Source organism: Sphingomonas sp. PEI4 (assembly GCF_056679955.1).
The window spans coordinates 1,457,328-1,470,751 of sequence record NZ_CM155258.1; the positions used below are offsets into that span (position 1 = coordinate 1,457,328).

14 protein-coding genes and 1 tRNA gene are annotated in these 13,424 nt (G+C 62.2%); 5 read left to right on the forward strand and 10 right to left on the reverse strand.

Translation table 11 applies throughout. The annotated features are described in order from the left end of the window. Positions 1-2 precede the first annotated feature (2 nt). Positions 3-749 (reverse strand): 50S ribosomal protein L3, encoded by a 747-nt coding sequence (gene rplC, locus AC1MLZ_RS06610; protein WP_056060507.1) that lies wholly within the window; start codon positions 747-749, stop codon positions 3-5. A 288-nt stretch (positions 750-1,037) separates the two neighbouring features. Next, the gene (rpsJ, locus tag AC1MLZ_RS06615) at positions 1,038-1,346 is read right to left on the reverse strand and encodes a 30S ribosomal protein S10 (protein WP_007406109.1); all 309 of its coding nucleotides are present in this window, start codon (positions 1,344-1,346) and stop codon (positions 1,038-1,040) included. Positions 1,347-1,611: 265 nt separating this feature from the next. Between rpsJ and AC1MLZ_RS06620 the strand changes: the two genes are divergently transcribed. Continuing rightward, the gene (locus AC1MLZ_RS06620; RefSeq protein ID WP_480961480.1) at positions 1,612-1,929 is read left to right on the forward strand and encodes an endonuclease domain-containing protein; all 318 of its coding nucleotides are present in this window, start codon (positions 1,612-1,614) and stop codon (positions 1,927-1,929) included. 114 nt (positions 1,930-2,043) lie between these two features. Here the strand turns inward: AC1MLZ_RS06620 and AC1MLZ_RS06625 are convergent, their stop codons facing one another. From AC1MLZ_RS06625 to rpsL, 5 genes are all read right to left on the reverse strand, one after another. Then, positions 2,044-2,556 (reverse strand): hypothetical protein, encoded by a 513-nt coding sequence (locus AC1MLZ_RS06625; RefSeq protein WP_480960937.1) that lies wholly within the window; start codon positions 2,554-2,556, stop codon positions 2,044-2,046. A gap of 231 nt (positions 2,557-2,787) precedes the next feature. Next, positions 2,788-3,981, reverse strand: a complete 1,194-nt coding sequence (gene tuf, locus AC1MLZ_RS06630) for an elongation factor Tu (RefSeq protein ID WP_480960938.1) — start codon at positions 3,979-3,981, stop codon at positions 2,788-2,790. 212 nt (positions 3,982-4,193) lie between these two features. Beyond that, complete coding sequence (gene fusA, locus AC1MLZ_RS06635; protein ID WP_480960939.1) at positions 4,194-6,290, reverse strand: elongation factor G; 2,097 nt, start codon at positions 6,288-6,290, stop codon at positions 4,194-4,196. A 123-nt stretch (positions 6,291-6,413) separates the two neighbouring features. Beyond that, entirely contained in the window at positions 6,414-6,884 is a 471-nt protein-coding gene (gene rpsG, locus AC1MLZ_RS06640; RefSeq protein WP_480960940.1) for a 30S ribosomal protein S7, read from the reverse strand. 53 nt (positions 6,885-6,937) lie between these two features. After that, complete coding sequence (gene rpsL, locus AC1MLZ_RS06645) at positions 6,938-7,309, reverse strand: 30S ribosomal protein S12 (protein WP_010164594.1); 372 nt, start codon at positions 7,307-7,309, stop codon at positions 6,938-6,940. Positions 7,310-7,601: 292 nt separating this feature from the next. Here rpsL and AC1MLZ_RS06650 point away from each other — a divergent pair, with 292 nt between their 5' ends. Continuing rightward, positions 7,602-8,816 (forward strand): hypothetical protein, encoded by a 1,215-nt coding sequence (locus AC1MLZ_RS06650; protein WP_480960941.1) that lies wholly within the window; start codon positions 7,602-7,604, stop codon positions 8,814-8,816. Here the strand turns inward: AC1MLZ_RS06650 and AC1MLZ_RS06655 are convergent. After that, positions 8,806-9,825, reverse strand: coding sequence for an alpha/beta fold hydrolase (locus tag AC1MLZ_RS06655; protein ID WP_480960942.1), 1,020 nt, complete (start codon positions 9,823-9,825; stop codon positions 8,806-8,808). The genes AC1MLZ_RS06650 and AC1MLZ_RS06655 overlap by 11 nt on opposite strands. Before the next feature lie 157 nt (positions 9,826-9,982). Between AC1MLZ_RS06655 and AC1MLZ_RS06660 the strand changes: the two genes are divergently transcribed. From AC1MLZ_RS06660 to nusG, 3 genes are all read left to right on the forward strand, one after another. Next, positions 9,983-10,059, forward strand: a tRNA-Trp gene (locus tag AC1MLZ_RS06660). A 538-nt stretch (positions 10,060-10,597) separates the two neighbouring features. Further along, positions 10,598-10,795, forward strand: coding sequence for a preprotein translocase subunit SecE (gene secE, locus AC1MLZ_RS06665; RefSeq protein WP_056047594.1), 198 nt, complete (start codon positions 10,598-10,600; stop codon positions 10,793-10,795). A gap of 13 nt (positions 10,796-10,808) precedes the next feature. Beyond that, entirely contained in the window at positions 10,809-11,345 is a 537-nt protein-coding gene (gene nusG / locus AC1MLZ_RS06670; RefSeq protein ID WP_055872668.1) for a transcription termination/antitermination protein NusG, read from the forward strand. A 315-nt stretch (positions 11,346-11,660) separates the two neighbouring features. Here nusG and AC1MLZ_RS06675 read toward each other — a convergent pair whose 3' ends face one another. Then, positions 11,661-12,254, reverse strand: coding sequence for a hypothetical protein (locus AC1MLZ_RS06675; RefSeq protein WP_480960943.1), 594 nt, complete (start codon positions 12,252-12,254; stop codon positions 11,661-11,663). An 11-nt stretch (positions 12,255-12,265) separates the two neighbouring features. Next, positions 12,266-13,423: a M48 family metallopeptidase gene (locus AC1MLZ_RS06680; RefSeq protein WP_480960944.1), complete on the reverse strand. Its 1,158-nt coding sequence runs from the start codon at positions 13,421-13,423 to the stop codon at positions 12,266-12,268. Between the last annotated feature and the right edge of the window lies 1 nt (position 13,424).

Sequence of the window (13,424 nt, forward strand, 5' to 3'; positions counted from 1 at the left end):
GCTCAGCCCTCCTGGCCGTCGGCTGCAGGTGCGTCGGTCGTTTCGGCCGGCGTGTCTGCTGCGGTGTTGCTGTTTGCGGTCTTGAGACCGGCGGGGAACGGTGCGTCGGCGTGGCGCGCGACCTTCACCGAGTCCTTGACGAAGAGCCAGCCGCCCTTGGAGCCAGGAACCGAACCCTTGACGAACAGGAGACCACGCTCGACGTCCGTCGATACGATCTCGAGGTTCTGCTGGGTGCGATACTTGTCGCCCATGTGGCCGGCCATCTTCTTGTTCTTGAAGACCTTGCCCGGATCCTGGCGCTGACCGGTCGAACCGAGCGAACGGTGCGAGACCGACACGCCGTGGGTCGCCCGCAGACCGCCGAAGCCCCAACGCTTCATGCCGCCCTGGAAGCCCTTACCCTGGGTCTTGCCCTGGATATCGACGATCTGGCCTGCGACGTAATGATCAGCCGAGATCTCGGCGCCAACGTCGAGCAGGCCGTCTGCGTTCACACGGAACTCATGGACGACAGCCTTGGGCTCCACTTCGGCCTTGCCGAAATGGCCGCGCTGCGGCTTTGCGACATTCTTCGACTTGGCAACACCTGCGCCAAGCTGGACGGCAGTGTAGCCGTCACGATCCATTTCGCGAACGGAAACGACCTGATTGCCTTCGAGTGCCAGAACGGTGACCGGCACGTGCCGACCATCTTCCTGGAACAGGCGGGTCATCCCCATCTTCTTCGCGATCACGCCAGTACGCATGATCTTGTCCCTTCCTAGACAGAGGCCCCGTCGGACTATTCCTCGGGGGCTTGCGGACCATGTCCGGAGCGAGCTCCATGATGCGTCCACCTGACCCCATCCCCGGCGAAAGCCCTGAATGGAGTCGGTTCAACCCAGTAAATACGAAACGTGCCCCCGTCCCGGGCTGGTGCTCCTGCAAATGCGGAAGCGTGACGGGGGACGCTGCCCCGTCGGTTTTCACCGACGGCGGTATCCCAATGTAGAGCGGCGCGGGACCATTGCTGGTCGACCGCGCCGCGTCAGCCCTTAGGCCAACTTGATCTCTACGTCCACCCCTGCGGCGAGGTCGAGCTTCATGAGCGCATCGACCGTCTGCGGCGTCGGCTGGACGATATCCAGCATACGCTTGTACGTGCGCACCTCGAACTGCTCGCGCGACTTCTTGTCGATATGCGGGCCACGGTTCACGGTGAACTTTTCGATGCGCGTCGGAAGGGGAATCGGACCGCGGATGAGCGCGCCGGTGCGGCGTGCGGTGTCGGCGATGTCGCCGGTGGCCTGATCGAGCACACGGTGATCGAACGCCTTCAGACGAATGCGGATGTTGCTGTCCATAGTCCCTACCGATGCGAAAGAGCGGGCCCGTTTCCGGGCTCTTGCTGGTTGATGTTTAAACCGAAGGCGGGCCATTACTGGAGAGTCGGTTGAAATGCAACCGCGGGTTGCGGGTTTCCCGCGCAACTCGCCCGACAGCCATGCTACCATCGATCCTCCCCCGCCAGGGGGAAGGTGTCGCCAAAGGCGACGGAGGGGGAGGCAAGCGATGCGGCTCGAAGGATCCCTACACGACCACAGCAACGCCAAGCGCCTGCGAAAACAGATGACCCCGCCAGAGATAGCCCTCTGGCTGGCGCTACGTCATAACGAAGCAGGCCTACGCTTCCGCAGACAACACGCAGCAGGACCGTACGTCCTAGACTTCTACTGCGCCCCAGCCCGACTCGCGATCGAAGTAGACGGCGAAGCCCATAACCACGGCGACCGCCCCGAACGCGACGCAACCCGCGACGCCTGGCTAATCGCCCAAAACATCCGCGTCCTCCGCTACCCAGCCCGAGAAATGCTAGCAAACCTCGACGACGTCGTCCGCCAGATCACGTCCGTCGCAGTCAAACGACAAACCACATTCGAGAGCTAATCGCCCCCTCCCCCTCCGACGCCTTCGGCGCCACCTCCCCCTAGCGGGGGAGGATTGTAAGTTGTTGGCTCACCCCCATTGGCTCCCTCTTGTGCTAAGTGGCTATCGCATCGCTCACAGTATCGACGGTGAGGGACTCGTCGCAAGAATTTCGGGGCTGACGATAATTGGCTCAAGCGGCGGCATGTCTTGCTCAGCTTCGTAGATTCCACGCGTGGCGTCGCTGTAGGCTTGGATAGCAAGCCTGCAAAGGTAGTCCGCCCACGGCAGAAGCTGCGGCAGATCTCGCATCCAAACTTGATGATCGCTCCGTCGATTGATTGCCGATGGATGTAACCCGGCCTCGCTGGTGAACCCGTGCACAAGAGTATGACGGGGCTCGACGACGCGGGAGAAGCCATTCCGGAGACCGGTCAATTGTTGATCCAGGCGGGATCCGTCGCAAGCTACTAAATCCCGAAGTCTTGCAAGCTTGTCGGCCATCGGCGTGCGCTGCACCTTCTCGGTGGTAAGCGTGACACCCGCCGAAAATGACTGATGCCACCATAATTTGGCAGTCACGTTCTCCGCCGAGGCGATCGCAGTTATGAATCGTACGATATCTGCATGGTCGGCATCGCGCAGCATATCGCGTCCTTCCTGAGCAAGCGTGGCCTGCAAGCAGCGCATCAGAGCGTAACAATCGGGGACGGACGCTATCCGGTAATCTGACTGAAACGCGATCCGCAGTTGTGTGATGGCGGAAAGCGTTGATCAAGCTTGTCGAACACCGCCTCGCCTCCTCGCTCAAACACGAAAAAGCCCGGCCTCTCTCGCGAGAAGCCGGGCTTTTCGATCACCTCCCGAAGGAGAAGATGCTTACTTGTCGATCTGGCTCACGACGCCTGCACCGACGGTACGGCCGCCTTCGCGGATCGTGAAGCGCTGGCCCACGTCCATGGCGATCGGTGCAATCAGCTTGATGCCGAGCGACACGTTGTCGCCTGGCATGACCATCTCGGTGCCCTCAGGCAGCTCGACGGTGCCGGTCACGTCCGTCGTACGGAAGTAGAACTGCGGGCGGTAGTTGGCGAAGAACGGCGTGTGACGGCCACCCTCTTCCTTCGACAGCACGTACACTTCCGAGTTGAAGTCGGTGTGCGGCTTGATCGTGCCTGGCTTGCAGAGCACCTGGCCACGCTCGACTTCGTCGCGTGCAACGCCGCGGATCAGTGCGCCGACGTTATCGCCAGCCTGGCCCTGGTCGAGCAGCTTGCGGAACATCTCGACGCCCGTGACCGTGGTCTTGCGCACGGTCGGGTGGATGCCGACGATCTCGACTTCCTCGCCGACCTTGACGATGCCGGTCTCGACGCGACCGGTGACGACCGTGCCACGACCCGAGATCGAGAACACGTCCTCGATCGGCATCATGAACGGCTTGTCGAGCGGACGCTCGGGCTGCGGGATGTACTCGTCGACGGCAGCCATCAGCTTGAGGACGGCTTCCTTGCCGATCTCAGGCAGCTTGTCCTGGAGTGCAGCCGTAGCCGAACCCTGGATGACGGGGATGTCGTCGCCCGGGAAGTCGTACGAGCTGAGCAGCTCGCGGATTTCCATCTCGACCAGCTCGAGGATCTCAGCGTCGTCGACCAGATCGACCTTGTTCATGAACACGACCATGGCCGGCACGCCAACCTGGCGTGCGAGCAGGATGTGCTCGCGGGTCTGCGGCATAGGACCATCGGTCGCCGAAACGACGAGGATCGCGCCGTCCATCTGGGCTGCGCCCGTGATCATGTTCTTCACATAATCGGCGTGGCCCGGGCAATCGACGTGCGCGTAGTGACGTGCGGTCGTCTCGTACTCGACGTGTGCGGTCGAGATCGTGATGCCGCGCTCGCGCTCCTCGGGAGCCTTGTCGATGTTTGCGAAGTCGACAGCAACGCCGCCGGTGGTCTCAGCGAGAACCTTCGTGATCGCAGCGGTGAGCGACGTCTTGCCATGATCGACGTGACCGATGGTGCCGATGTTGAGATGCGGCTTGTTCCGCTCAAATTTTGCCTTGGCCATTGTTTCCTACCTTCTGATTCGTATTCCGGTGCCACCCCGGGAACCGCGCGAACGCGGCCCAATAGCGGCTGTTAAAGCGTTGCGCCAGCCCCTGCCTTGCGAAGGGGGTCGACGGAAGTGAATTCCGTGTCGTCGGACCTCTGGCGAGCCCGAGGCCGACCTGCCTAGCGGCGTCTCGGAGCCAGGTTGCCCTGGCTCCGTGCGCCTTAGGCTCAGGCCAACTTTGCCTTCACCTCGTCCGCAACATTCTGCGGCACTTCGTCATAGTGCGAGAACTGCATCGAGTAGTTCGCGCGACCCTGAGTGAACGAGCGGAGCGAGTTCACGTAGCCGAACATGTTCGCCAGCGGGACCATCGCCTCGACCGTCTGCGCGTTGCCGCGGCTGTCGGTGCCTTGGATCTGGCCACGACGGCTGTTCATGTCGCCGATGACGTCGCCCAGATAATCTTCTGGGGTGACGACCTCGACCTTCATGACCGGCTCGAGCAGCGTGATGCCCGACTTCTGCGCCACTTCGCGCATCGCGCCACGTGCACAGATTTCGAACGCCAGCGCCGACGAATCGACGTCATGGTAGGCACCGTCATACAGCACGATCTCGAAATCGATGATCGGGAAGCCGACCAGCGAACCCGTTGCAGCGGTTTCGCGGAAGCCCTTTTCGATCGCCGGCAGATATTCCTTCGGAATGTTGCCGCCCTTGATCTCGTCCTTGAAGATGATGCCCGAACCGCGCTCGCCCGGCGTGACCTTCACCTTCACGCGACCGAACTGCCCGGTACCACCCGACTGCTTCTTGTGCGTGTAGTCGACGTCGACCGGCTTCTTCAGATACTCGCGATACGCGACCTGAGGAGCGCCGACGTTCGCCTCGACCTTGAACTCACGCTTCATGCGATCGACCAGGATCTCGAGATGGAGCTCGCCCATGCCCTTGATGATGGTCTGGCCCGACTCGGGGTCCGACGACACGCGGAACGAAGGATCCTCGCGTGCGAGACGATTGAGCGCGACGCCCATCTTCTCCTGATCGGCCTTGGTCTTCGGCTCCACCGAAAGCTCGATCACGGGCTCGGGGAATTCCATCCGCTCGAGGATGATCGGTGCGTTCATCGCACAGAGCGTGTCGCCCGTCGTCGTATCCTTGAGACCCGCGAGAGCGACGATGTCGCCAGCGAATGCCTCCTGGATGTCCTCACGGCTGTTCGCATGCATAAGCAGCATGCGGCCGACCTTTTCCTTCTTGTCCTTGACCGAGTTGGTGACCTGCGATGCGGTCTCCAGCTTGCCCGAATAGATGCGGGCGAAGGTCAGCGTACCGACGAACGGATCGTTCATGATCTTGAACGCCAGCGCCGAGAACGGAACGTCGTCCGACGAAGGACGCTCGTCCGGCGTCACGCCGTCGAGCTTGAGACCCTGGATCGCGGGAACGTCGAGCGGCGAAGGCAGATAGTCGACCACGGCGTCGAGCAAAGGCTGAACGCCCTTGTTCTTGAACGCCGAACCGCAAACCACGGGCACGAACGCCATGCTCAGCGTCCCCTTGCGGATAAGCGCCTTGAGGTCGGCGACGCTCGGCTCGTTACCTTCGAGATACGCCTCCATGAGGGCATCGTCCTGCTCGACGGCCATCTCGATCAGCTCGCTGCGATACTTCGCGGCCTTTTCGACCAGATCCGCGGGGATCTCGGCATATTCGAACTTCGCACCCAGGCTCTCTTCGAGCCAGATGATCGCGCGGTTCTCGACGAGATCGACGAGGCCCTTGAAGCCGCCTTCCATGCCGATCGGAAGATACAGCACAGCCGGACGTGCGCCGAGACGCTCGATGATCGAGCTGACGCAGAAATAGAAATCGGCACCGGTGCGGTCGAGCTTGTTGATGAAGCACATGCGCGGCACGCCGTACTTGTCGGCCTGACGCCACACGGTCTCGGACTGCGGCTCGACGCCGGCAACGCCGTCGAAGCATGCGACGGCACCGTCGAGCACGCGGAGCGAACGCTCGACTTCGATCGTGAAGTCGACGTGGCCGGGCGTGTCGATGATGTTGATAAGGTGCTCTTCGCCCTTACCTTCTTCGGCGCGCCACTTGCAGGTGGTTGCAGCCGACGTGATCGTGATCCCGCGCTCCTGCTCCTGCTCCATCCAATCCATCGTCGCGGTGCCTTCATGCACTTCGCCGATCTTGTAGGACTTGCCGGTGTAATAGAGGATGCGCTCGGTCGTCGTCGTCTTACCGGCGTCGATGTGCGCCATGATGCCGATGTTGCGGTAACGGTCGAGCGGATGGCTGCGGGCCATGATCGTGCTTCCTTAAGGATATGGGGAGCCGAACGTGCCGGCTCCCCAATATATAGGTGTTTGCGTTACAGGCGAAAGACCGCCCGCAACGCGGTTACCAATGCTAGTCTTCGAAGCCCGCTTTTACCAGCGGTAGTGGGAGAATGCACGGTTGGCTTCCGCCATCCGGTGCGTATCTTCACGCTTCTTCACCGCGTTGCCACGGTTGTTGGCGGCGTCCATCAGCTCACCCGACAGCCGCGCGGCCATCGTGTTCTCGCTGCGTGAACGTGCTGCCGTGATCAGCCAGCGAATCGCCAGCGCCTGTGCGCGCTCGGGACGAACCTCGACCGGCACCTGGTACGTTGCACCACCGACGCGGCGCGAACGGACTTCGATGCCCGGCTTCACGTTGTTCAGCGCATCGTGGAAAACGCCGATTGGATCGCGCTTTGCGCGGCTCTCGACGGTTTCGAACGCACCGTACACGATCAGCTCTGCGACGGACTTCTTGCCGTCCAGCATGACGCTGTTCATGAACTTCGACAGAACCTCATCCCCGAACTTGGGATCAGGCAGAATGACCCGCTTTTCGGGACGACGACGACGTGCCATTTTGTATTCCTTCTAAACTTCAGCCTTGGTGATCGCAAATATGAGCGATCGGCTTACTTCGGACGCTTGGCGCCGTACTTGGAACGCGACTGACGCCGGTCCTTCACACCCTGTGTATCGAGCACGCCGCGCAGGACGTGATAGCGAACACCGGGAAGATCGCGGACACGACCGCCACGGATCAGGACAACCGAATGCTCCTGAAGATTGTGGCCCTCGCCCGGGATGTAGCTGATGACTTCGCGCTGGTTGGTCAGGCGAACCTTGGCCACCTTGCGCAGAGCCGAGTTCGGCTTCTTCGGGGTCGTCGTGTAGACGCGCGTGCAAACGCCACGCTTCTGCGGATTTGCTTCCATCGCAGGGACCTTGGACTTGGCCTTCTGCGGGTCGCGGCCCTTGCGGACCAGCTGGTTGATCGTCGGCATTGAAGCCTTCACCTTTCAAATGGTTACTTTGCTGGAGCCATGAGGCGCCTGAGAATACAAAAAGGACCATAGGAAACGCGGGAGCGCTCCTCAGGTCCTGGAATGCATCCAGCAATGTTCAAGCATGCCCGGCGGGAAACACTCCCGAAGAACAGGGCGCGCCTATAGGTCAGGAGTCGGTTGCGGTCAACGGGGCGGAATCGGTTTGGGTGCGAGCGGCACAGCGGCCACCCGGTGATCGACACGGGCCAAGTTAACCGCGCCGAAACCGGCGGCACGATACGCGTCGCCCATGCACCAGTCCGGAACCTCGCGGCAACTGCCGCCAGTCGCATTGACCATAGCCCTTGCCGTCATCGCGCATTCCGCGCTTTGGTGGTATCGGGCCGACGACGTCGATACGTTCCTCGTCCCGTGGCTGCAGCATATCCGCGCGACCGGCGTGATCGACGCGTTTGGGACCCCATTCAGCAATTACACGCCGCCTTATCTGTACCTGCTGACTCTCGCCACGGCGCTCGGTGACGAGCTACCGTCGCTGACGCTTCTCAAGCTGCTGTCCACATTGGGAACCGTCGCGCTTGCCGGTTCGATCTGGCGCCTGCTCGTCGCGCTCGACGTCCCGTCGCCGGAGCGTGCAGCCGCGCTGGTCCTGTTATTGCCATCGACGTTGCTGAACGCGCCCTTGCTGGCACAGTGCGATGCGATGTGGGCGGCCGCGTGCGTAATGGCGTTGGCGATGGCCGTCACACGCCGGCATAAGTCCATGCTCGCCTGGTTTGGCTTGGCCATCGCGTTCAAACTACAGGCAGTGTTTTTCGGACCGTTCATCATTGCGCTGCTGTTGGGCAGGCGGGTCGACGTACGCGTGTGGGTGATCGCACCGGCGACCGCGTTCGCGACGTTGCTGCCGGCATGGGCAGCCGGCTGGCCCATCACCAACCTGCTGACGATCTACCTTCGGCAAACCGGCCATTTCGACCAACTTTCGCTGAATGCCCCGAATATTTGGACCATCGTGCAGATCTTGCCAGGCATTCGCGACCTCCCTCTCCAGGGGGTCGCGACGACGATGGCGATCGGTGGAACGGCCACCTATGTCGCCTGGGTAGCGGCCCGCGGAACCGTACCGAGGCTCGTCCTGCCGAGCGCGTTGCTGGCGCCCCTGCTACTGGTAGGCACATTGCCGCGCATGCACGAACGCTACTTCTTCCTTGCAGACGTCCTTGCCCTCGCGCTCGCGGCGACGATGCGCAACCGCACCGGATGGTCGATCGCGATCTTCGTGCAGTCGGGCTCGACTCTTGCGGTTCTGGGCTATGTCCTCGGCATCCCGATACCGGCAATAATCGGCGCCGTCGCAATGATCGTTGCGACGTACCAAGTCGCCAAGCTGGTTACCAGATCGAGCGATTATCGGGCATCCGAAGGCGGCATGCCGGTCATCCGCAAGACTATGCCATGGTCGGCCTCGACAGACGAAGACCCCCTCCCCGTCAACGCGTGATCGGCGGCCGGGCCAGTACCGCGAGCAATGCCTTCTCGAATCGCGAAGGATCCTCGACCTGTGGCGAGTGGCCCAGTCCTTGGAGCATTACCAAGTTCGCATTCGGCATCTGCTTCACCGCTCGCGGCGCGACTATCGAGATCGGCTCGAGGAACTTACGCAAGTTCGCGGGGGCTTGGGCCCGGCCGAAGGCAGTCTTGTCCAGCGTGCCGATGATCAACGTCGTCGACGGCGTGATCCGGTACAGCTCGTGCGCGACCGGCTGCGTCTTGATCATCTCGCTGGTCTTGGCCTGCGCGAGCGCCACGGTATCGCGCCCGGCCCCCTGGTACATGCCCGCCTGCATCCAGACCCAGCGATCATAGGATGGCTTCCACGTACCGAGATAATAGTTCTCGAGCTGATACGCCTTGATCAACGCGTAGCTCGTCTTCTTCTCGTTCGCCCACAGCGTGTCGACGTCGGTGTAGGGCACACCCTCCTCGCCGCGATCCTTCAGACCGAGCGGATTGACGAGCACCAGCTTCTCGACCGACGCCGGGTAGAGAATGGCATACCGCATCGCGAGCATGCCGCCCATCGAATGGCCGACGATCGTCGCCCGCGTGATGCCGCGCGACTCGAGCAACCGCTTGGTGAACGTCGCCAGCATCTCGAAGCTATATTGCGCCGCGCGTGGCTTCGACGATTTGCAGAAGCCGATCTGGTCGGGGACGATCACCCGGTAGCCGACCTCGCTCAGCGCGCGCGCCGTGCTGCCCCACGTCGCGCCGCAGAAATTCTTGCCGTGGAGCAGGACGACCGTGCGGCCATTGGGGCGCTGCGGCGCGATATCCATGAACGCCATCTGCGCAGGCGTGCCGACGATATCGACTTCCATCGTCTGGACTGGCCACGGGTAGGTGAAGCGTTCGAGCTGCGGCCCGAGGTCCGGCACCTGCGGAACCGGCCCCGCCCCTGTGAGCAACGCCGCGACCGGCAGCGCCAGCATCATCAATCCGGCCTTCATACGATTACGCTTTCCTACATCCCACGGGAGAGCGTACGGTTAACGGGCAAACCGCGCTCCGTGCAACGCATCATCCTTACGACGATGGCTGAGACGACGAATTGCACGCGAGACGCTTGCCCTTCGCGAAAACGCTGGGTAAGGGGCGCTTCCGTGTAGGAGTGTAGCTCAGTTGGTTAGAGCGTCGGTCTCCAAAACCGAAGGCCCTCGGTTCGAATCCGAGCACTCCTGCCACCCCCCTTTAAATTTCGATTTCGAACGAACCGTTTCACGCGGTGGCTTCGTGCGTCCATCGCGATTGCAGAAACTGCATTTCATAATGCAATTTTCGCAATTGATCTATGATGTGCTGCGATGCACAACGATCAGGCCTTTCAGGCATCCTCTCCTAAAAACTTTCACGGCCGGTCTTGTACCGGCCTTTTTTTTCGTCTGCGTTCGGCGTACACCTCGGGTGCCGTCGTCAAGCCGAACGATAAATAGAAACCGTGGGAGCGGAGCCGCCGGTCAAACCGGCACCGGCAAGACGATCGTGCGGGGGATCGAGTGACCCAAGCACTCTCCCCCGCCACTTCTCCCGGCCACCGCCGTGTCGCTTTCGATACGACGCTCGCCCCTCTCCTGCCGCGCACTTGCTTTCACCTGTGACGGCAGCTATCTGCCGCGCTTCCGACAGCGAGGACGGACCTGCCGCCGCTGCCCTTCACAGGGAGCGGCTAGTGGGTCTATGTCTCGCATCTCAGTTTCTCAATCAGCGGGTTCGAAGAACATCGTGGCGAAGACGTCCCCCCTCGAATTCATCCAGCAGGTCCGCAACGAGACCGCGAAGGTCACGTGGCCGACGCGTCGCGAGACGGTCATGACCGGCGTGATGGTGGTGATCATGACGACGATCCTCGCGCTGTTCTTCCTGGGCGTCGACTCGATCCTGCAAGCGATCGTCTCCGCCCTCCTCAAACTCGCTCAGTAAGCAAGGTTCCGTCATGGCGCGCTGGTACATCATTCACGCCTATTCGGGCTTCGAGGGCAAGGTCCGCGACTCGATCATGGCCGAGGCGACCCGGATGGGTCTCGAACAGCTCGTCGAGCAGATCGAAGTCCCGACCGAAACCACGACGGAAGCCCGTCGCGGCAAGAAGATCGCGGTCGAGCGCAAGTTCATGCCGGGCTACGTGCTCGCCAAGCTGAACATGAACGACGACGTGTATCACCTGGTGAAGAACACGCCGAAGGTCACCGGCTTCCTCGGCAGCATGGGCAAGCCGCAGGCGATCAGCGAGGCGGAAGCCACGCGGATGCTGAACAGCAAGGAAGAGGCCGCCGCTGCGCCCAAGCAGAAGGTCAAGGTCGACTACGAGATCGGCGACCAGGTCAAGGTCCTCGATGGCCCGTTCGCGACCTTCAACGGCCTCGTCGAAGAACTCGACTTCGACCGCAGCCGCGTCAAGGTTTCGGTGTCGATCTTCGGGCGTGCGACGCCTGTGGAGCTCGAGTTCGAGCAGGTCGAAAGAAGCAAGTGAGCCGCAGGGCGGCGCGCTTGCGGCCGCACGCGATTAGCTAACGGCTATTCACGAGACGGCCTCGACCGGCCGGCGGGCCACCGGCCCGACCGACGACGCGGGATTTACTCCCGCGTCGCGTTTTAGGCGGACGCGCCTCCCACGAGAGCCATCTCCCGCTCCGTCATCCTGACGAAAGTCAGGATTCAGAGTTACGGAACGCTGAGCTGCTTGGCTCTGGATCCTGACTTTCGTCAGGATGACGGGACGAGGCGGACGTCCCCCCGCAGAATGCCGTCAGGCATGGCAACGCCCAGCCTAGAAGCTTCACACACCTCAAAACCGAACGCTGTCCGCCACCACACGCGCAGCCGACGCGCTACGGTCGTAGTAATACAAGCTCGGCGCCTCGTACGTCACCAGATACAGCTTCCCGCCGATCACCGCGCCGCGTGCTTCACCGCGCCGTTGCAGCGTCTCGTTCTGTTTCGAGAAGGTGTAGGTGAAACGCACGCCCTTGTTGCCGGCGAACTCGATCGGCGCGATCGTGTCGATCGCCATCGACGAGGCGTCGCGCGCGATACGGTAGCTGTTCTCCAGCAGCACCGGGATGTCGGTGATCAGCATCGTCGCCGAGACCTTCGGCAACGGCCGGTTCCTCTTGTCGACCTCGCGGAACAGCGGCCGGCCGGACTCGATGCCACCATAGAAGCTCAGGTCGTTCAGTTCGTCACCGTCCTGCGTCCAGGTTTCGGCATTGCGACCGGGGCGCTCGGACAGCTTGTTCCACTCCGCCCCCGGCTGCACGGTCATTGCCGACTTGGCAACGGCAATGCGCTGGCCGGCGGGGATGAGCTTGTTGCCGGCCGCGACGGGGGCTGCGAGCGAGAGCGATGCGACCGCGGTAAGCAGGGCGAGTTTCTTGGACATGGTCGTCCTCCTTACGAGATCAGCGTGGCGATGAGCGCGGCGTCGGTCGCGGCCGGCTTGAGGCGGAGATACGTCGCGAGCGCAGCCTGGCCTTCGGCAACCTGCTGGCTGCGGAGCAGCGACAGGCCCAGGCCGCGATACGCCTCGGGCGGCGCGTCGCCCTTGCCGATCGCCTCCTGGTAGAATTGCGCAGCACTGACGAGGTCGCGGGGATTGCCGCGCTCGCGATAGAGATCGCCGCGCGCGCACAGCAATGGCGTCGTCCAGCCGGTACCCTCGGCAAGATAGGCGAGCAGATACTCGCTGCCACCGAAGTCGTTGAGCTTGATCTGGTCGTTGAGGAAGACCGGCAGCCATTTCGCCATCGCCGCCTGATGCGTATCGACGACCGCGGGCTTGACGTCGGCAGCTTCGATCGACGCGGCGCGCAGATAGGTAGCGCGTGCGAGGTTGGTGGGGTGCGAGGCGAAGAAGCCGGCGACGTATTTGTGCTGCGCCCTCCCCTTGCGACCGATCGCGGTGGCATCCGCCTCGCCCATGAGATGGTCCCAGACGTCCGCCGACGCGGACGATGGATAGCGCGAACGCGTGAGATACTGGAAGCCCATCATGTCGGCTTCATGCTCTTGCGCGCGATCGAATGCGTAGAACCCGCCGATAGTATTATAGCGAATGTCACCGCTGTTGCGGACGAGGATTGATGCCCAAGCCATAAGATCCGACCCGCTGCGCCGGTTCTTGAAGTCCATGAGCGAATGCCGGAGTTCGAAATGACCGAACTCATGCCCAAGGATGGAGCCGAGTTCGGCTTCATTCCGAACGCGAAGCAATAGCCCCGACCAGACTGTCAACGTTCCGTTCGGGCTCATCGTCGCGTTGAACGCCGGGATTTCGTCGATATAGATCCGTACCGACTTGCAGCGATCATCGCCAACAGTGCGGCAGAGCACTCCACGAACATACGCGTTGAGGGCTGGGTCCCTGATAACCGACCGGGACTCCCGAAGACGCCGTTCGTCTTCGTCTGCCTCCATCCAAGCCCCACGTTCGTCGACCGTCGTTGGCGTATAGGCCTGTGTGTACGTCGGTAGCGGGGGGCGCTTGTCGGCAGCAAGCGCGGCGGTCGACATCACCGCACCGAGCAGCAATGCGCTTGTCAGCGTTCGCATC